The 20,454-nt window shown below is 35.8% G+C and carries 16 protein-coding genes and 3 tRNA genes; 8 read left to right on the top strand and 11 right to left on the bottom strand.

The window, feature by feature from the left end; genetic code table 11:
* Nucleotides 1-10 precede the first annotated feature (10 nt).
* Nucleotides 11-1,309 (top strand): hydroxymethylglutaryl-CoA reductase, degradative, encoded by a 1,299-nt coding sequence (locus tag GXM17_RS03390; protein ID WP_163397893.1) that lies wholly within the window; start codon nucleotides 11-13, stop codon nucleotides 1,307-1,309.
* Between the two features lie 114 nt (nucleotides 1,310-1,423).
* On the top strand, nucleotides 1,424-2,344 hold the full coding sequence (locus GXM17_RS03385; RefSeq protein ID WP_163397892.1) for a GYDIA family GHMP kinase: 921 nt from the start codon (nucleotides 1,424-1,426) through the stop codon (nucleotides 2,342-2,344).
* An 11-nt stretch (nucleotides 2,345-2,355) separates the two neighbouring features.
* Here GXM17_RS03385 and GXM17_RS03380 read toward each other — a convergent pair whose 3' ends face one another.
* The 7 genes from GXM17_RS03380 to GXM17_RS03350 form a co-directional block, all read right to left on the bottom strand.
* The gene (locus tag GXM17_RS03380; RefSeq protein WP_163397891.1) at nucleotides 2,356-2,787 is read right to left on the bottom strand and encodes a hypothetical protein; all 432 of its coding nucleotides are present in this window, start codon (nucleotides 2,785-2,787) and stop codon (nucleotides 2,356-2,358) included.
* A gap of 287 nt (nucleotides 2,788-3,074) precedes the next feature.
* On the bottom strand, nucleotides 3,075-5,174 hold the full coding sequence (locus GXM17_RS03375; RefSeq protein WP_163397890.1) for a peptidylprolyl isomerase: 2,100 nt from the start codon (nucleotides 5,172-5,174) through the stop codon (nucleotides 3,075-3,077).
* A 108-nt stretch (nucleotides 5,175-5,282) separates the two neighbouring features.
* Nucleotides 5,283-6,542, bottom strand: coding sequence for a hemolysin family protein (locus tag GXM17_RS03370; protein WP_163397889.1), 1,260 nt, complete (start codon nucleotides 6,540-6,542; stop codon nucleotides 5,283-5,285).
* A 3-nt stretch (nucleotides 6,543-6,545) separates the two neighbouring features.
* Nucleotides 6,546-6,740, bottom strand: coding sequence for a hypothetical protein (locus tag GXM17_RS03365; protein ID WP_163397888.1), 195 nt, complete (start codon nucleotides 6,738-6,740; stop codon nucleotides 6,546-6,548).
* Nucleotides 6,741-6,750: 10 nt separating this feature from the next.
* Nucleotides 6,751-7,308, bottom strand: coding sequence for an LPS export ABC transporter periplasmic protein LptC (lptC, locus tag GXM17_RS03360; RefSeq protein WP_163397887.1), 558 nt, complete (start codon nucleotides 7,306-7,308; stop codon nucleotides 6,751-6,753).
* 51 nt (nucleotides 7,309-7,359) lie between these two features.
* Nucleotides 7,360-8,589 carry a BamG family beta-barrel-assembly machinery protein gene (gene bamG / locus GXM17_RS03355; RefSeq protein ID WP_163397886.1) on the bottom strand — a complete coding sequence of 410 codons (1,230 nt, stop codon included), beginning with the start codon at nucleotides 8,587-8,589 and terminating at the stop codon, nucleotides 7,360-7,362.
* A complete protein-coding gene (locus tag GXM17_RS03350; RefSeq protein ID WP_163397885.1) occupies nucleotides 8,582-9,316 on the bottom strand; it encodes a type III pantothenate kinase in 735 nt (244 codons plus the stop codon). Before GXM17_RS03350 ends, bamG begins: the two co-directional genes overlap by 8 nt.
* Nucleotides 9,317-9,459: 143 nt before the next feature.
* Between GXM17_RS03350 and GXM17_RS03345 the strand changes: the two genes are divergently transcribed.
* The 4 genes from GXM17_RS03345 to GXM17_RS03330 all read left to right on the top strand — a co-directional run bounded on the left by GXM17_RS03345 (nucleotide 9,460) and on the right by GXM17_RS03330 (nucleotide 14,228).
* Nucleotides 9,460-9,532, top strand: a tRNA-Phe gene (locus GXM17_RS03345).
* 184 nt (nucleotides 9,533-9,716) lie between these two features.
* Nucleotides 9,717-9,790 (top strand) — tRNA-Asp (locus tag GXM17_RS03340).
* A 491-nt stretch (nucleotides 9,791-10,281) separates the two neighbouring features.
* The gene (locus tag GXM17_RS03335) at nucleotides 10,282-13,092 is read left to right on the top strand and encodes a TonB-dependent receptor (protein WP_163397884.1); all 2,811 of its coding nucleotides are present in this window, start codon (nucleotides 10,282-10,284) and stop codon (nucleotides 13,090-13,092) included.
* A gap of 77 nt (nucleotides 13,093-13,169) precedes the next feature.
* On the top strand, nucleotides 13,170-14,228 hold the full coding sequence (locus GXM17_RS03330) for a phytase (RefSeq protein WP_163397883.1): 1,059 nt from the start codon (nucleotides 13,170-13,172) through the stop codon (nucleotides 14,226-14,228).
* Between the two features lie 117 nt (nucleotides 14,229-14,345).
* On the opposite strand, the gene pckA is transcribed toward GXM17_RS03330, so the two are convergent.
* Entirely contained in the window at nucleotides 14,346-15,950 is a 1,605-nt protein-coding gene (gene pckA / locus GXM17_RS03325) for a phosphoenolpyruvate carboxykinase (ATP) (protein WP_163397882.1), read from the bottom strand.
* 187 nt (nucleotides 15,951-16,137) lie between these two features.
* Nucleotides 16,138-16,524: a DUF423 domain-containing protein gene (locus GXM17_RS03320; RefSeq protein ID WP_163397881.1), complete on the bottom strand. Its 387-nt coding sequence runs from the start codon at nucleotides 16,522-16,524 to the stop codon at nucleotides 16,138-16,140.
* 174 nt (nucleotides 16,525-16,698) lie between these two features.
* Here GXM17_RS03320 and GXM17_RS03315 point away from each other — a divergent pair, with 174 nt between their 5' ends.
* The gene (locus GXM17_RS03315) at nucleotides 16,699-18,063 is read left to right on the top strand and encodes a saccharopine dehydrogenase family protein (protein ID WP_163397880.1); all 1,365 of its coding nucleotides are present in this window, start codon (nucleotides 16,699-16,701) and stop codon (nucleotides 18,061-18,063) included.
* A gap of 388 nt (nucleotides 18,064-18,451) precedes the next feature.
* Here the strand turns inward: GXM17_RS03315 and GXM17_RS03310 are convergent, their stop codons facing one another.
* Nucleotides 18,452-19,840, bottom strand: a complete 1,389-nt coding sequence (locus tag GXM17_RS03310) for a dipeptidase (protein WP_163397879.1) — start codon at nucleotides 19,838-19,840, stop codon at nucleotides 18,452-18,454.
* A 157-nt stretch (nucleotides 19,841-19,997) separates the two neighbouring features.
* Here GXM17_RS03310 and GXM17_RS03305 point away from each other — a divergent pair.
* Nucleotides 19,998-20,079: transfer RNA gene (locus GXM17_RS03305), tRNA-Leu, on the top strand.
* A gap of 221 nt (nucleotides 20,080-20,300) precedes the next feature.
* Here GXM17_RS03305 and GXM17_RS03300 read toward each other — a convergent pair.
* The gene (locus tag GXM17_RS03300) at nucleotides 20,301-20,438 is read right to left on the bottom strand and encodes a transposase (RefSeq protein ID WP_244307343.1); all 138 of its coding nucleotides are present in this window, start codon (nucleotides 20,436-20,438) and stop codon (nucleotides 20,301-20,303) included.
* Nucleotides 20,439-20,454: the final 16 nt, after the last annotated feature.

Raw genomic sequence — 20,454 nt, 5'->3', positions numbered from 1 at the left:
TATACTGAGAATGAACAACGCTGTTGCCGGATTTTCTAAATTATCCAAAAAAGAAAAAATTAACTGGATTGCCAAAGAATTTTTTTCAAACCCTGAAGAGGCACAAAATATAATAAGAAATTACTGGAATTCAGACGAAAAGCTTCAGCAATTGCATGATGAATTCATTGAAAATACTATAACCAACTTATACATTCCGCTCGGAGTTGCCCCAAATTTCCTGATCAACGGCAAATACAAAACCATTCCAATGGCAATTGAAGAAAGTTCAGTTGTTGCCGCTGCATCAAAATCTGCAAAATACTGGGCAACACGGGGCGGTTTTAAAGCAACAGTTATCGATACTGAAAAGATAGGACAGGTACATTTTACTTTCAACGGAGATGCTCAAAAATTAGAAGATTTATTTCATCAAATAAAACCAAAATTCTTTTCTGACACCCAAAGCATTACAAAAAATATGCAGCAACGTGGCGGGGGAATTCTCGATATCCAATTAAAAGACAAAAGAAATTTACTTGAAAATTATTTTCAGCTTCATGCCACTTTTGAAACCAGAGACAGCATGGGGGCAAACTTCATCAACTCTTGTTTAGAACAATTTGCTGAAACTTTAAAAGAAGAAGCTCAAAATGCAGGGCTGGAAGTTCAGGTTATTATGAGCATTCTGTCCAACTATGTTCCAAATTGCGTCGTTAGAGCAGAGGTTTCCTGCCCAATCGAAGATTTAACAGATAAACATATTACTAATCCTCAGGATTTTGCCGACCGTTTTCTACAGGCTGTGCAGATTGCCGAAGCTGAGCCTTTCAGAGCCGTTACGCATAATAAAGGCATTATGAATGGTGTGGATGCAGTAGTTTTGGCAACTGGAAATGATTTCAGGGCAGTCGAAGCTGCTGTTCATGCTTATGCTTCAAAAAACGGACAGTATTCCAGTTTGTCTCACGCTAAAGTAGAGAACGGCATCTTTACTTTCTGGCTAGAAATTCCACTTGCTTTAGGAACCGTTGGCGGGTTAACATCCTTACATCCTTTGGTAAAATTGTGTTTAGAAATTCTTCAACAGCCTTCCGCCAAAGAATTAATGGAAATTGTTGCCGTAGCAGGTCTGGCTCAAAATTTTGCCGCTTTACGATCCCTGACTACAACCGGAATCCAGGAAGGACATATGAAAATGCACCTTAATAACATAATCAACCAATTTGAAGCCAGTGAAGAAGAGCGTCATTTAATTAAGACACATTTCAAAAAAACTGCCGTTTCTCATAGTGCTGTAGTCGAGTTTATTGAAAGCTTAAGAAAATAATATTGTCATCCAGCTAAATAAGTTTATGAAAGCTATTCCCGCTGTCCGCTAAATCTTTTGTGGCGAACCCCGCCACAAAAGGATACCGCTGCCATCGGGGCTAAAAACCAACGAATGAAAACTACCTTTTACAGTAACGGAAAACTATTAATTACAGGAGAATATTTGGTTCTTGACGGGGCAAAAGCATTTGCATTACCAACAAAATTCGGGCAGAACTTAATTGTAGAATCCGGTTCAAATCAGCAAATTCAATGGAAAAGTTTCAATGTTGATGGTAGCATATGGTTTGAAGATGTTATTTCGTTTCATGAAATAATTCATAATGTAAAAACTGAAACAGAAACTGTAAAAACAACGTTGATTAACATTCTACATGAAGCCTATCTTTTAAATCCCGACTTCGTTGATAATGCCGACGGCTACAAAGTCACTACAGAACTTACCTTTCCTAAAAACTGGGGTCTTGGCACATCTTCTACCTTATTAAACAATATAGCGCAGTGGATCCAAATTGATGCATTTACCTTGCTTAAAAACAGCTTTGGCGGCAGCGGCTACGATATTGCCTGTGCACAGAATAACAGTCCTATTATTTATCACCTGGAAAATAATTTACCAATCGCAGAACCGATAAACTTCCATCCTGATTTTATTCAAAACATCTATTTTGTTTATCTAAATAAAAAACAAAGCAGTAAAAGAGCTATAAACGCGTATTACAATAATAAAAACAGTCATTTATCCAAAAATATAATTGACAACAACAAAATTACCGATGCAGTTATTAAGGCAAAAACATTAAAAGAATTTGCTCATGCATTAGAAAATCACGAAATACATTTGAGCGATATACTGGAATTGCAGACTATTAAAGAAAAACTTTTTCCGGATTTTAATGGAGTAATTAAAAGTCTTGGGGCCTGGGGAGGTGATTTTGTGATGGTCGTTTCTAAAGAAAATCCAAAAGCTTATTTTAATTCCAGAGGATATGAAACTATTCTTTCTTACGATGAAATGATTTTTTTAAAGTAAAGATTTTGTCCTTAATTTGCTTTTTTATCTTTCGTTTCTTTCGTTTGAAGTTTGCGAACTTTTTGATTTTCCTGCTCATTAGATTCAATAAGCGTATTGTGCAAACGCTCTGCCATTTTCTCTATACTGTTTGTAATAGAATCGTAAACCAATTCCATTCTGCGGTGTTTTTCTTCTTTGACTGCTTTTAAAACATCTTCGACAAAGACCTTATCGTATTTTTCAGCAACTGAATCGCGGGTATTGGTCAGTCTGATAACATAATCATTACTTAGTATCGTAACTTTAAAATGCTGCTCTTCGTTACTTAAGTAGTATTTACCTCCTAGTTCATCAACATTTATATCTGTACTGCTAACTTTTAAAAGTTCTGTTATGATTCCAAAAATATGATTTTCAATTTTGGAATATACTTTAGCTTTTTTTCTAAAAAACTTAAACATATTAAAACAGGTGATTATTAAAGCATTTACTCCGCATCTTCTTTGTAATTTATTGGGAATTTACAACTTCTAATTTACTTTGTTAAAACAAAAATTCTGACAAATTAAGTGCAATAAATTGAATATCCCAAATTTTTTAAATTATATTTCTATTATCTCTATATAAGATAAGAAATCAACTCGTTTTATACTACAAAAAAAAATCTGCAAATCAATTAGTTTGATAAAAAAACCCGAAACATTTTAAAAACGTTTCGGGTCTTCTTTATTTATTTATTACTTTTTAATTAATAATTAAATTGCAATCTGTTGTCTTCAATTTTAGCATTGCTTTTCAAAGCAGGTAAAATTCTGCTTGCATCAGATGCGCTTTGAGCTTTTACTTTCGATACATACTCAGCATGGTTTTGTAATGCCGGTGCTTTAATTGTTTTAATGTTTTTCACAACATAAACACCTGTATTTCCTTCAATTGGAGCAGATACTTTATTTGTAGCTAATGCAAATGCATTACCTACAACTTTAGGCTCCTGTCCAACACCTCCTGGTAATACTGGATTATCTAAAGTTACATTTGTTGCCTGCTGTACTTTAACTCCCGCGCTCTTAGCGATGGCCTCAATGCTTGAACCTGTCATTTTAGCTTTTAATATTTCTGCTTTTTTCTTATTTTTAAGAATTGGCTCTACGTAAGGTCTTGCCAATGTAACAGATACTAAACCTGATTGATTTTCGCTTTTGTATTGTGCAATTACGTGACCAATATTTGCGATTTCAAAACGCTTTACATCTCCTTCTTTTGTATCTTTATCAAATGCCCATCTTACAATTGCACGCTGGTTTCCTAATGCCCCAAAAGACTCATCCATAGCTTTAGCCGTTACAGGAGCTTCTACTTTTAATCCTAATTGCTTAGCAGTGGCATTAAAATCTTTATCGGCAGCATCCATTTCAAATTTAGTTGCCAGTGTAAATACTTTATCTGAAGTTGCTTCTGAAGGCTGAATTTTCTGAGCAATTGTAGCTAAACGGATTCCGTCTTGTTTATCTGTAATTTTGATAATGTGAAATCCGAAAGGAGTTTCAACTAAACCAACTTTACCAATACCGTTGCTGAATACAAAATCATTGAATGGCTTTACCATTTGATTTGGACCAAAATATCCTAAATCACCACCCTGCTGTGCAGATGAATCATCAGAACTTGTAAAAGCCAACATCATGAAACTATCCGGATTAGCCTGAACCTGTTTTAAGATATCTTCAGCTTTCGCTTTAGCCTCTTCTTTTGTTCTTTTTTCTTTCTGGTTTGGAGTCTGAGATCCTTCGTAACCAATTAAAATGTGACTTGCTTTAGCATTAACGCCTGGTTTGAAACCTAAAGATTTAGAAATAGCATAGTATTTTCCAAAAACGTATGGCCCGTAAATCTGACCTGGAGCTAAACTGAATAATTTATCTGCGTCAACTGCTGGCAAAGAGTTTTTAGCAATATATGTTGAATCGTAAGGCACATCTGAATTAGCATTTACAAATTCAGCAACGTTTGTAGCATTTCTGAATCCAGGCAACGTATCATTTTTGCCGGTTTTGGCATTGTACTCTACTCTTCCGTTTAATAAAGCTGTAATCTTAGCTTTAATCTCAGCTTCATCTTCTTTTGAAGGCTTGTCTTCAACTAATACGTACTGAATTTCACGAGTTGCATCTGCTTTAAATTTTTTCTCGTTTTTCTTCATGTAATCTATAATATCTGAATCAGAAATTTTTACTTCACTGTCTTTAATAGAAGAATATAATGCGGCTGCATATGAAAAATCTACTTTATTAGCTTCCATTTCATATTTCAGCTTTCCTTCGCTGGCAGTAGTATAAAGACCTGCTTTTACAAGCGTGTTGTAGATTTGGAATTTTGCATTTAATGCAGCATCTTTTTCTTTTTCAGTGATAAACTGAGCCGCGTCCGGATTTGCTTTAAAGTACTCTTTGAATTTAGTAATATCAAACATCCCTGCAGCATTCAGGAACATAGGGTTTTTACCAATATTAGGATCTGATTTTAAAACCTCCAAAAGATGTTTCTCACCTACTCTCAATCCTAATTTATCAAATTGAGCCGACAATAAAGCGATTGAAACTTCCTGATCCCATACTCGGTTTGCAGCTTCAGTAGAAGTTATCCCTTGTCCGCTTTTTTCAACATTACTAACTTTAACTCTAAAGTCTTCAAATGAAATATCCTTTCCATCGATGCTTCCTACATCTTTTGAACTTTGACCAAAAGTACCGCTATTGAAAAGATCCTGTATTATAAATGCAAATAATGCAAGTGCAATAACTCCTATCAATAGTGCGGAACGCTGTCTAATTTTTGCTAAAACTGCCATTTTTATTATCGTTAATTTTATATTCAGTTTGCGAAAATACAATTATCTAATTAATAACAATACAACTAGTGTTTTATTTTCGACTTTTTTTTAAAATTATTAAAAAAATTATTCTTTAATAGTCATTTTTACTAATTCGATTTTCTTGCCGGAACACTCTTCTATGACAAAATAATAATTTCCAATGCTGATTCTCTCCCCTTTTTCAGGAATATCTTTCGTAAAATCTACAATATACCCCCCCAATGTTCCATAAGAATCGCTTTCAGGAATTTCTAATTTATAGGTTTCATTTAAATATTCTACCTCTAACCTTGCTGAAAAAAGATATTTACCCTCTTTCAGTTTCTCTTCAATTAATTCCTCGTCTGAATCATGTTCGTCCTCAATTTCACCAAAAAGCTCTTCTACGATATCTTCTATTGTTATGATACCTGATGTTCCTCCATATTCATCCAGAACAACAGCTACATTCCGCCTTTTTTTGATAAGCAGGCTCAAAGCGTCTTTTATCAAAATTGTTTCCGGTACAAACTCGACTGACATCAAAACCGACTTTATCGTTTTTGGTTTTTTAAACAAATCAAATGAGTGCACATAACCCACAATATCATCCAAAGAATTTTGGCTCACTATTATTTTAGAGTACCCGGTTTCTATAAATAATTCTTTAAGATGCGAAACGCTGTCAAATAAATCTACATCTGCAATTTCTGTCCGGGGAGTCATGATATCGCGCGCCTTTAAGCCTGAAAATTCTAAGGCGTTTTGAAAAATCTGAATTTCAGAATCCATTTCCTGATTATCCTCTACAGAATTCATCTGCTCGGTTATGTAATTCCCCAATTCTATTTTACTAAAATACAACTGCACCTGATCTCCTTCAGTCTTAAAAAATTTTCTTAAAATAAAATCAGAAATCCAGATAAAAAAAGTAGAGATATAATAGAATAACCGGTAAAAAATATAGGCCGGAACAGCAAAAATCCGAATTAAGGAATTGGCATAGATCTGAAAAAAAATCTTTGGAAAAAACTCTGCCGTTATTAAAATAACAAACGTAGATATTAAGGTAAGAAGAAACAGATTTGTATAATCAGAAAACTGATAACCTGAACTTGTAATGCATTTCAGAATCAAGTCTGCGGTAAAAAAGCCATAAACAACCAGTGCTACATTGTTCCCAATAAGCATTGCCGCTATGAATTTGGATGGTTTTTCGGTAAGTTTTGTCAGTATTCCTGAAATAAAATTATCTTGTTTTTTTTCTATTTCAAGATAAATCTTATTAGAGGAAACAAAAGCTATTTCCATTCCTGAAAAAAAGGCTGATAGTATTAAACATAGTATTATAATACTAATTTCCATTTTTTACTTTTTTTTATAATGATCGTCAAATTTCTTAGAAAACTTTCTCCTGAAGAAAAACATAAACACACTTACACCTGCAATTAAAAAACTCAGCCAATAAGTTCCATTAGGTTCACTAAGCTTAGTAATACCATCATAAATAAAGGCAACTGCAATTAGGAGGTAAACGTATTGTGTATATTTTAAGTAATTCATAATTTTTATTTTATTCTTCGTCGGCTTCAATTTCCCCGCTTACTCTTTGTGAATTTATCACTTTAAAATCCTTGCTAAAATCTATTCCCTGACCATGAGAAATTCCTTTTGCATCTGTTAGCTTAAATTTTCTTTCAGTGTAAAACCATTCGTTTTTCTGATCAAAGTATAACTGTTCTGTTTCCAGTACCTGTCCGGCTTCAGACGTAATTTTTACTTTCCCTATCAAATCAATTATACCAGTTTGTTTATAGGAAACAGCATAATTTGCCACTATAAAAGTGCGCTTTTGTTTTTTATCATACAATGTAACATCGATTCCTTTAGGAAATTCGGTAAAAGGAAAATCAACACTTGCATAATCCAGCATTTTTCGGCTTTTTAAAACGCCTGTAATCCGCCCGGAATCCGTATATTTTATATTGATTGTATCCGCATCCGTAGCCGGGAAAAATTCCGAATAATTAATTTTCTGAACTTCTTTAAAATTGCTTTCGCACCCAAAAAACAGTGTCACAGCAAAAACTGTGACAACGGTTATAATGTTATATTTTTTTGGTAAATTCATTCGCCAAATGTAGTAAATTGTATCGAGCTTATAAAAACTTAAATTTAAGCATTAGTTGAATTTACTTTTCACGAACCATTTGTCATTGAAAGAGAAGCTAAGGCTGAAATTTATATAATTTTCCTGAACTAAATTTGCCGATACTGTTCCTTTTTTACCGTATTCAATTCCAAAATTTACACTGGAAAAACTACCGGTAATAGGGAAACCTGCTCCTACTGAAAATCCAACATCTTTTATTGATTCGTTATTAACCACAAGGCCAATTTTTTCGTATTTAAACCCTGCCCTGTACGTTATCCTGCTAAAATAGCTTGTAAATGAAGTATAGTTTGGAAGATAGTATCCTCCTATTGCATATTTTGCATATTTTTCATAATGCACATCCTCACTTGTATTGTGGTAATTCTCAAACTCGCCATTACCCTGAAAAGCTACTGTAGTACCTACTAACCATTTCCTTGCTTCTCCCACACCAGCACCTATGGTTAATTTATTAGGCAATTCTAAAATGCTGTTTGGAGGATTTTCTACTATTGGAGTAGTATCCCCATCTACCTGAGTAGTTCTTTCACTGTCTGAAGTCAAGTTACTGCCAAAGGTATAAGACAAACTGGTAAACAATTCTGTTTTTTTATAAATCTTAGTCTGATACATGGTTCCGATATTGAAATTAAAACCGGACAATATTGAAGTATTAATTTCTCTTGTGGCACTTTCAACTCCTGTAATAGCTTCGATACTGGTGGTTTCTATTTTTCCGAAATTGTATTGCATATCAGCACCTATATTCCAGTTCGGTTTTATTTTATAAGCTAATGCCAAAAAAACTTTATTCAAACCTCCTTCTCCTTCATACTGGCTGCTCGTAGCGCCGGGCGTAGCTGTGTTATCATTCCTGATTTTATAACCAACAGAAGAAACCGGAATTAATCCAAAACCTGCCCCAAATTTACCCATTGGTATCCCCAAAAGCAAATAATCAAAAGTTGATCTAGTAGCACTTGCTTTTTCTGTTTCAGTTTTTATTTTTGAAGTTCCGTAAGTTCCACCCACAGTAAAAGTTGTTTGTATCAGACTGGCATAACTTGCCGGGTTATCTACATTGATATGAATACTGTCCTGTTCCACTGAAACACCTGCCATCGACCTGTTTTCCAGGGTTCCCTTAAATCTTACATCACCAATTCCGTAGAAAGAATATGGAGAGGCAGTACCTTGCTGAGCGAATGAAACGAACGAAATAAGCAAACAAGCGCTTAGTAAAATTTTTTTAATCATTGTCGATTTTATATTGAAATGTTTGGTTCAAACTCTCAAGCAAGAAATTTGAATTGGCAAATATGGTATTTTTTAATCGTTTAGCCAAAAAATCTGCATCACCTCCCGTTAAAATTATTATAAAATTTGGAAAATTTGCGCGATATTCATCGATAAAACCGTCTATCTCATAGACCAAACCATTGACAACACCTGAGTGTATAGCCTGTGCAGTAGCATTGCCAATATAGGAGTCAGGAACTTCTAAAGACAGCAAAGGCAGTCTGGCCGTATAATTATGTAATGCTTCGTAACGCAGCCGTAAACCCGGAGAGATAGCTCCTCCAAAATACTGCCCCGATTCATCGATAAAATCATAGGTAATACAAGTTCCGGCATCGACAACTAATCTGTTTTTTTTGGGGAACTGCAAAGTTGCTCCGGCGGCCAAAACCATTCTGTCTATTCCTAAAGTTTTTGGAGTAGCATATTTATTTATAAAAGGAAAAGGATCTTCGTGTGTCACAAAATGGATATTGAGCTGTTTTTCGAAAACCAGAAAAGACTGTTTTTGGATATTTCCGACTGATGCCACCACCAAATCAGAGCAATTTTGAAATTTTTTTAAAATTTTTTGAATTTCTTTTTCAAGCTCTTCTTTCTCAAAAACAAAATTTTCAAGAACAGTACTCCCCTCAAAGACAGCAGCTTTAATTCGGGTATTGCCAACATCGACTGTTAAAACCATATTTATTTATTTACCTTTGCGAAGGTACGAATTGATTTTTTTAAAAAAATGTTTTGGATAAACGAAAAATGATTCTATATTTGCACCCGCAAACACGTTCACAGAAACAAACGTAAACAGAAACAAAGTGAATTAAAAAGCAAGGTACCTTAGCTCAGATGGTAGAGCAATGGACTGAAAATCCATGTGTCCCTGGTTCGATCCCTGGAGGTACCACAAAACCCGAATAGCAATATTCGGGTTTTTTGTTTATATTTATGGATCAATCCGATTTTTTTGTTTTCTACTGTAATAGAAATCAATTGGTTAAAAATTTAACGTGTTTTATTTGTTTAAAAAACACAAAAAACCTTGTAGAATCAAAGTTCTATTGTATTTTTGCAGTCACAATAACGCAGTAGGTTTGGTAGTTCAGTTGGTTAGAATACATGCCTGTCACGCATGGGGTCGCGGGTTCGAGTCCCGTCCAGACCGCTAATATTGGAGCCTTTCTTAACGGAAAGGCTTTTTTTATGACTATTCATTAAATTCCTTTCTGCCTTTAAAGATTTCGTTTTGAATTCTCATATTATTGCATACCGCTCTACTGTAATAATCTATCTCATTTCGCAACAAAATCTAATAAGAACTTATGACAGATAATTCTAAAAGAAGCTTAACTGTTTTATGAAGGCTTCTACTCTATCTGCTTTTCTCAGGAATATATCAAAATTGAATACAGCAGAATGATTAGCATGCATACTTGCTGAGAGGCTATCGCTTATGTTGGTGTTTCACTGTTACTTAGCGGTCTTCTGGCGACTTTTTGGTGTTAATGTCCATAAAATTTTGTTGTTTTAGTGTTACATAAATATTAATATTTCCTGCATTGAAACATCCAATCATAACATTATGTTAATTTTTTTTAACAGCTTTAATAACATTCAGGTTTTAGTTTCGCAACCGAAATTTAACCAAAACACACAATGAAAAATTTTTATGTGGCAGCAATGCTATTTTTATTAACCTTGACAGGCTATGCTCAAAAAGCCATAATATCAGGAAAGGTATTAGATGCTGATGACAAACTTCCTTTACCGGGAGCAATGATTCAGATTGTTGGAGAAAACAAATATACCATCTCAGATTACAATGGGCGATTTGAATTGCTTAATATCAATGTTGGAACGTATCAGGTAACTGTAAAATATATTGGATATACGTCTGTCACTCAGGAGATTTCAGTAGAGCAGGGCAAGAACAATGTAATCGACTTTGCTCTTAAAACTACAGGAACAGAATTGAATGAGGTTGTAGTAGGAGACATCTTAAAAGGTCAGGCAAAAGCCCTGAACCAGCAAAAAAACAACAAAAATATCGGAAACGTAATTTCATCAGATCAGGTAGGCCGTTTTCCGGATGCCAATGTGGGTGACGCTTTAAAACGTGTTCCGGGTATCACGATGCAGAATGATCAGGGTGAGGCGCGTAACATTATCATCAGAGGTTTGGCTCCGTCCCTGAACTCTGTGACTTTAAATGGTGACCGAATTCCATCTGCAGAAGGAGACAACAGAAATGTTCAGATGGACCTGATTCCTTCGGATATGATTTCGACTATCGAAGTAAACAAAACCTTAACATCTGATATGGATGCTGACGCGATTGGAGGTTCTGTAAATTTAGTTACAAGAGCAACTCCAAACGGTGAAAGAATCTCAGCAACACTTGCCGGAGGTTATCTTCCAATTCGTGAAAAAGCTTCATATACAGCAGGATTGGTTTACGGAAATCGTTTTTTAAATAATAAACTGGGAGCTGTTTTTAGTGCTTCATACAATAATGTAGATTACGGATCTGACAATATCGAAAACGAATGGGTAAAAGATGATTTCGGAAACGAATTTGTTCAGGCTTCAGAAATAAGAAAGTATGATGTTCAGCGTATTCGCCGCAGCGGATCTATTGCTTTAGATTATAAATTCGATGAAAACAACAGCATTTTCGCCAATGCAATCTACAATTGGAGAGATGACAGAGAAAACCGTTTCAGAACAACTTATGATGATATTGAAGCCATCTACAATGGTGAAGAAATTACTGGTTTTGAAGGGCGTGTAAAACGCGAAACCAAAGGTGGTGTAGATAATAACCGTAATAAAAACAGAAGGTTAGAAGATCAACGAGTTCAAAATTATTCTTTGCGTGGAGAACATTTAATCAACTCAAAATTAGATTTAGACTGGTCTGCAAATTATGCTAAAGCCAGAGAATACCGCCCGGGAGAGCGCTATATCGAATACCGTCAGGAGGGATTAGGCATTAATCAGGATTTTTCTGAAAACAGGTTTCCTCTGGTTACAAGCGTAGGAGAATCGCTGGATCAGTTAGAATTTGATTCGGCTTCTGAAAATACGGATGAAACAAGCGAAAGTGAATTTGGCGCAAAAATCAATATCCGTTTTCCGTTCTCAATTATAGCTGCAGAAAAAGGGAGAATCAGGACCGGACTTCGTTTGAGAATGAAAGAAAAAGAAAGAAACAATACTTTCTTTTCTTATGAACCAATAAACGATGGCATGGATTTGCTATCAGAAGTTCCAACAAGTTATTTTGATGGTAAAAACTTCAATCCGGGAAGTAAATATGTACCGGGAACTTTTGCTTCTGCAAGCTTTTTGGGTAATCTGGACCTTAATAATGCTTCTTTATTTGACAAAGAATCGGATCCTTCTGAATTTTTAGCGGTAAATTATAATGCCAAAGAAAATATTTATGCGGCTTACATCAGATGGGATCAGGATTTTAATGATAAACTTTCAATGGTTGTAGGTTTCCGTTTAGAAAACACCCATATTGATTACACCGGAAATCGTGTATTGGATGAGGAAGAATTAGAAAGTGAAATTAACACGACAAATTCATACACGAATTTATTGCCAAGCATTTCATTTCAGTACAATGCTACAAAAGACTTAGTTTTGAGAATGGCTGCAACTACAGCTTTGGCAAGACCTAATTATTATGCCCTGGCTCCTTATGTAAATAATATAGCTTCAGATATGGCTATTACAGCGGGAAATCCAAATCTTGATGTTACTTATTCTTATAATTATGATTTCATGGCAGAGAATTATTTCAAATCTGTTGGATTAATCTCAGGTGGTGTTTTCTACAAAAGATTACATGATTTTATTTACAACTACAGCGATAATCAATATACGACTGAAAAATTTGCTGCGGATTTTCCAAATCAGATTAATCCGATTCCAACTGGGGAAAACTGGGAATTTGTACAATCCAGAAACGGAGATAACGTGGATGTTTACGGTTTTGAAGTGGCGTTTCAGCGTCAGTTAGATTTCTTGCCTGGTGCTTTCTTAAAAGGATTCGGTATTTATCTGAACTACACTTACACTAAATCTGAAGCAAAAGGAATCGCTGACGAAGATGGAAATGAAAGAAACAATATCAGTCTTCCGGGTACAGCTCCGCACATGTTCAACGGATCATTATCATGGGAAAACAAACGTTTCTCTGCAAGAATATCAACGAACTTCACTTCAGATTATTTAGATGAATTGGGTTCAGAATCATACAATGACAGTTTTTATGACAAGCAGTTTTTCTTAGATGCGAATGCTTCTTATAAAATTACGCCTAAACTTCGCTTTTTTGCAGAAGCCAACAACTTAACAAATCAGCCGTTGCGTTACTATCAGGGTGTTGAAGATCATACTAAACAAGTTGAATATTATCAGGCCCGTTACAATTTCGGATTGAAATTAGACTTGTAAAAATCTGTTTTTTAAAATTCATTAAATTAGACAGAGTTTAACGACTCTGTCTAATTGCATACAAATACATTATAAAAATGAAGAATAAATCTATAATAGGGTTGTTGTTTTTAGCACTTTCATTCGCAGCCTGTAAAGACGATAAACTGGCTTCGGTGGCACCAAATGCGGTAAAACCAACAGCGGTTACTGAAGCTTTACCTCACGATACTGATGACCCTTCGATCTGGATTCATCCAGCCGATGCTTCAAAAAGTATTATTGTGGGAACGGATAAAGATACTTATGGGGGCTTATATGCTTTTGATTTAAAGGGAAAAATCCTGAAGAAATCAATTCCTTTAAAACGCCCGAACAATGTTGATATCGCTTACGGATTGGTTATTGACGGAAAAAAAACAGATATCGCTGTTACAACAGAACGTGAAAGCAACAAAATCAGAATTTTCAGCCTGCCTGATTTAGAGCCAATCGATAATGGCGGAATTTCGGTTTTTGAAGGGGAAGAGTTGCGTGATCCAATGGGAATTTCTTTATACACGCGCCCGACAGACGGTAAAATATTTGCTGTTGTGGGAAGAAAATCAGGTCCTACAGGAAATTATTTATGGCAATACGAACTTTTTGGAAACGGAAAGTTTGCTGATGGGAAAGTGGTTCGCAAATTTGGAACTTACAGCGGTAAAAAAGAAATTGAAGCCATTGCGGTTGATAATGAGTTAGGGGCAATTTACTATTGTGATGAACAAGTAGGGATCAGAAAGTACAAAGCAGATCCTGCTTTAAACGACAATAAGGAATTGGCTTTTTTCGGTCAGAAAGATTTCAAAGCGGATCACGAAGGAATTGCGATTTACAAAAAAACAGATTCTACGGGATATATTTTAGTATCAAACCAACAGGCAAATTCGTTTATGGTCTATCCGAGAGAAGGTGTTAACGGAAATCCAGACAGCTATGAATTACTGGCAGAAGTTCCAACTTCAACAATCGAATGTGATGGTGCCGATGTAACCAGTATTAATTTAGGCGGAAAATACAAAAACGGTCTTTTTGTGGCCATGAGTAACGGAATGACATTTCATTATTACGCCTGGGATCTGATCCAGAAACGTATTGACGAAGCCAAAAAATAAAATTTTCAGTGTTGTTTTCAGTCGCAGTTAGTGTTGTGTTTATTTTTACTGCGATTGGAAACCAAACAAAAAGCTGTTCATAACGAACAGCTTTTTTAGTTTGAATTATAATTTCCTTTATTCTGTTTTTGGTGCGCCTGCTAAAATCTCAGCATTGGCAAATTCTTCAAATTTAGCGAAATTAGCTTTGAATTTCTTAGCTAATTCCAGCGCTTTTTTATCGTATAAATCTTTGTCTTCCCAAGTATTTCTAGGATTTAAAATCTCGCTCGGTACATTAGGGCAGGATTGAGGTTTTGCAATTCCGAATACTTTGTGGTCAACGTACTCAACATTATCGAGCTCTCCGTTTAGAGCAGCAGTAATCATAGCGCGCGTGTATTTTAATTTCATACGTGTTCCGGTTCCGTAGGCTCCCCCCGTCCATCCGGTATTAATCAGCCAGACTTTTACATCGGCATCTTTCATTTTTTTGCTTAACATTTCGGCATATTTAGTTGGGTGCAAAGGCATAAACGGGGCGCCAAAACACGCAGAAAAATTAGGCTGAGGTTCTGTTACACCTGCTTCTGTTCCGGCCACTTTTGCCGTATATCCGGAAATAAAATGATAAGCAGCCTGACCCGGAGTTAGTTTTGAGATAGGAGGCAGGATGCCGAAAGAGTCTGCTGTTAAGAAGAATATGTTTTTAGGATTGTGTCCGATAGAACCCGGCTGAATATTGTCAATATGGGTTATCGGGTAACTCACACGTGTGTTTTGTGTAATCGAAATGTCTTCATAATCTACTTCATTAGTTCCGGCTTTGAAAACCACATTTTCTAAAAGAGCGCCTTTTTTGATGGCTCTGAAAATATCAGGTTCATTTTCTTCAGATAAGTTGATCACTTTGGCATAACAACCGCCTTCAAAGTTAAAAACGGTGTTTTCGCTTGTCCATCCATGTTCATCGTCACCGATTAATTTACGTTCAGGATCTGCTGATAAAGTGGTTTTTCCTGTTCCGGATAATCCGAAGAAAATCGCAGTATCCCCAGCTTCACCCACATTGGCACTGCAGTGCATAGGCAGCGTATTTTCGAAAACCGGTAAAATGAAATTCAAAGCAGAGAAAATTCCTTTTTTCATTTCTCCTGTGTAACCTGTTCCGCCAATTAATGCTACTTTTTTAGTAAAATCCAAAATAGCAAAATTTGACTGTCGTGTACCATCAACAGCAGGATCTGCCATAAAACCTGGCGCACAGATTACAGTCCATTCAGGAGTGAAATTTGCCAGCTCGCTTTCTTCCGGTCTTAAAAACATATTGTAGCAAAACAAATTTGACCATGCAGTTTCGGTTACTACACGAACATTTAATCTGTAATTTGCATCAGAGCAAACGTATGAATCCCGTACAAATACTTCTTTGTTAGATAAAAAGCCGGTTACTTTTTTATATAGTTTTTCGAAAGCTTCGGATGAAAACGGGATATTCACGTTCCCCCACCATACTTTATCTTCTGTTATGCTGTCTTTTACAATAAAACGGTCTTGTGGAGAACGCCCTGTAAACTCGCCTGTATTAATCGCCAATGCTCCGGTTGAACTTTCAATACCCTGTCCTGATTGTATTGTTATGACATGCAAATCATCTGCAGATAATTGATAACGAACGGTAGCATTTGAAATACCTAAATCATTCAGCGAAATCGATTTAGTGGAAAGTGTATTAGTCTCCATAAATTTTAATTGTTGTTATATTTATTCTAAAATTATCATTTTAAAATATAATTCAAACTTAAATCAAGTGTTATATTATCTACATTTAAATGTAAATACCAATCAATATTAACACAGAAATAGTTATATGTTATATATACAACAAATTTAAGTATTAAAATTCAGATAGAATTTTTTTAAATGAATTTTATGATTTTTTCTTAAAAAAAGTAAGCAAAAGAACTAACCAGGCGAAGATTAATAAGAATCCGCCAATTGGAGTTACGAATCCAATAATTTTAAAGTCAATCGTTGTTACATTTTTGGTAGTCAGTAAGAAAATAGAACCTGAGAATGAAAGTACACCTGCCAGAACTAAATTATAGATCACTTTTAGCGTTTTTAAAGGGAGTTCTGTTCGGGATGCCACAAAAAATAAAAAGAAAGCATGATACATCTGGTAACGAACACCGGTTTCAAAACTGGTCAATTGTTCCGGAGTTAATATTGCTTTTAAGGCATGTGCGCCAAAAGCACCTAAAATAATCGCCAACATTCCGAAAATAGCAGCTGTAATAATTATTTTCCTTTCCATTATATGTGAATTTAATATCACAAAAATAGGCTTAATTCAGCCAAACAAAAAACATTTCAAATACACTTTTCAAAAAAATCTGATTTACTTTGCTTCAGTCTATTTTAAAATTAAAACAGGGATTTATTGTTGTTTTTGTAACAATTTACTATGTTTGTGTTATATATTTAAATAATGAAAAGCATTCTAATAATTGGGGCCGGAAGATCTGCATCATCTTTAATACGGTATTTGCTTTCAAAATCAGAAAGTGAAAACCTGTATATTGTTGTGGCTGATTTATCTTTGGCTCTGGCCGAAAAAAAAATCAATAACCATCCCAACGCCACCCCAATTGCTCTCAATATTTTTGATACGGAAGAAAGAAAAGCTGCTATAGAAAAAGCCTCTATTGTCATTTCGATGCTTCCGGCCTATTTACATATTGAAATCGCAAAAGATTGCCTGCAATTCAAAAAACATCTGGTTACCGCTTCCTATATTAGTGATGCTATGATGGAGCTTGACGAAGAAGCCCGAAAAAACAATTTGATTTTTATGAATGAAATTGGCCTCGATCCCGGAATAGATCACATGAGCGCCATGAAAGTCATTGACGAAATTAGATCAAAAGGAGGTAAAATGCTGCTTTTTGAATCCTTTTGTGGCGGGCTGGTCGCTCCGGAATCGGATAATAATTTGTGGAATTACAAATTTACCTGGGCACCGAGAAATGTAGTGTTGGCGGGTCAGGGTGGTGCAGCAAAATTTATTCAGGAAGGGACTTATAAATACATTCCATACGGAACTTTATTTCGCAGAACAGAGTTTCTTGAGGTAGAGGGCTACGGTAAATTTGAAGCCTATTCCAACCGTGATTCGCTTAAGTACCGATCAATTTATGGTTTGGATGATATTCTGACTTTATACAGAGGGACAATCAGAAGAGTGGGTTTTTCGAAAGCATGGAATATGTTTGTCCAACTCGGGATGACCGACGACAGTTACATCATGGAAGATTCTGAAAACATGAGTTACCGGCAGTTTACAAATTCATTTTTGCCATATCACCCAACCGATTCGGTCGAAATAAAAATGCGCCTGATTTTAAAAATCGATCAGGACGATATAATGTGGGATAAACTTTTGGAACTGGATTTATTTAATCCGGACAAAAAAGTAAACCTTCCAAATGCAACTCCGGCCCAGATTCTGGAAAAAATACTGACCGACAGCTGGACACTGGAACCTGATGAAAAGGATATGATCGTGATGTATCACAAATTTGGTTACGAACTAAATGGAGAGAAAAGGCAAATAGACTCAAAAATGGTCTGTATTGGCGAAGATCAGACTTATACTGCAATGGCAAAAACGGTTGGGCTTCCGGTGGCTATTGCAACTTTATTGATTTTGAATGGAAAAATTACAACTCCGGGCGTGCAGCTTCCGATCAATAAAGAAGTGTATTTGCCTATTTTGGAAGAATTAGAAAGTTATGGTGTTGTGTTTTATGAACAAAACATGCCCTATTTTGGATACAATCCGGACTTATTTTAGACGGATTTATTTTTAGTTTTTTGAATTTTTTTAAAATCCGCTTCTTATATAGAGGAGCGGATTTTTCAGAATCTTTTGGATGCTAAATTTCTTGGAGCCTAATAGCGCGTTAGGGATGGGAACGGCATCCTTTTGCAATACACTGAATATCTGCCTAAACCCAAGACCTCAATTGCAAAAGATACAGTGGACAGCCCGACCTTTAGGTAACGCCCAAACCAATAGCAATGGCAAATTTCAATATTAATATCAATTAAAAAACTCAAAAAAATCCGCTCATTGCTGAACGGATTTATATCTTAAAAATTAATCTTCGCGACCTTGCAGCTTTGGGAGCAAAAAACCATAGCAAACTTTGCGTAAAACATAGCGTCTTTGCGGTTAAAAACTACTTCGAAAGTTCTACAAAATATTTATAAAACAGCGGAATAGTCTCAATTCCTTTCAGGTAATTAAAGATTCCGAAATGTTCGTTTGGTGAGTGAATTGCATCGCTGTCGAGTCCGAAGCCCATTAAAATAGTTTTGCTTTTTAATTCTTTTTCAAACAAGGACACGATTGGGATACTTCCGCCGGAACGAACCGGAATAGCAGGGACACCAAAAGTTTCTGTATAAGCTTTGTTTGCAGCCTGATATCCGATACTGTCAATTGGCGTTACATAACCCTGACCTCCGTGGTGCGGCGTCACTTTTACGGTAACACCTGCCGGAGCAATGCTGGTGAAATGTTTTGTAAAAAGTTCTGTGATTTCATGCCAGTCCTGATTTGGAACCAGACGCATAGAGATTTTCGCAAAAGCTTTGCTGGCAATAACCGTTTTGGCACCTTCACCGGTGTAACCGCCCCAGATTCCGTTTACGTCTAATGTCGGACGGATGGAGTTGCGTTCGTTGGTTACATAGCCTTTTTCGCCGTACACATCAGCGATGTTCAAAGCATTTTTATATTTTTCTAAGCTGAAAGGTGCTTTTGCCATTTCCGCTCTTTCTTCTGCAGATAATTCCTGAACTTTGTCGTAGAATCCCGGAATCGTGATATGATTGTCTTCGTCATGAAGAGAAGCAATCATTTTTGCCAGAATATTAATTGGATTCGCTACAGCGCCGCCATATAAGCCAGAATGTAAATCGCGGTTTGGACCTGTAACTTCTACCTCAACATAGCTCAAACCTCTTAAACCTGTAGTAATAGACGGCTGTTGGTTCGAAATCATTCCTGTATCTGAAATAAGGATCACATCATTTTTCAGTTTTTCCTGATTGCGCTCTACAAACCAGGCTAAACTTGCAGAACCTACTTCTTCTTCACCTTCGATCATAAATTTTACGTTGCAAGGCAAAGTGTTGCTTTGTACCATATATTCCAACGCTTTTACGTGCATGTACATTTGGCCTTTGTCGTCGCAGGAACCGCGTGCGAAAATGGCACCTTCGGGATGAATATCTGTGGTTTTGATAACGGGTTCGAAAGGGGGAGAGGTCCATAATTCCATTGGGTCCGGCGGCTGAACATCATAATGTCCATAGACCAAAACGGTTGGAAGATTTGGGTCGATTATCTTTTCTCCATAAATAATTGGATAACCCGGAGTATCGCAAACTTCGACTAAATCGCAGCCTGCTTTTGATAAACTTACTTTTACAGCCTCGGCCGTGTCAATAACATCTTGTGAGTATGCGGTGTCGGCACTTACCGACGGAATTTTTAATAATTCGATCAATTCACTGATAAACCGATCTTTATGTTGTTGAACGTAGGACTTAATGTTTTCCATTTAAATTATTTTTATAGAAAACCAAATGTACAAAAAAGAGAATTAATATTTTTTTTCAAATTTTTCTTTGAATATTCGAAAGTATGCTTATCTTTGCACCCACAAACACCAGTTCAATGAACACCTTATTAAAATAAGAGTTTAGTGAATTAATTGAGCGGATATGGTGAAATTGGTAGACATGCCAGACTTAGGATCTGGTGCCGCAAGGCGTGTAGGTTCGAGTCCTATTATCCGCACTAAAAAAAGCTTCTGAAAGTTATTCAGGAGCTTTTTTTTTACGCAGATTTTAAAAGATTTAAGGGATCAACACGAAAACCTGGGATCAACACGAAAACCTGTGGGATTAAAAAATTAAGCATAAATATTAGTTAGCCTAAAAAGGAAGAATTCTAAATTTCTAACACCTCTGAATTGGGATCTAAATGCTTTTATTTGGATCAGGTGCAAAAGTTGGGGATTAAGCAAAAAGATTAGATAATCTGAATAAGAAGAAGTCTATATTCCTTACTCCTCTAAATTGATTTCTGAATGCTTTTATTTTAGCATTGAAAGATTCTGCAGAAGCATTCGTACTTCTATTATCAAAATAATTCAAAATAGAATCGTAGTTG

Origin of the sequence: Flavobacterium fluviatile, assembly GCF_010645065.1 — a bacterium.
Lineage (GTDB): Bacteria > Bacteroidota > Bacteroidia > Flavobacteriales > Flavobacteriaceae > Flavobacterium > Flavobacterium fluviatile.
This window is presented reverse-complemented; position numbering and strand designations above follow the sequence as displayed.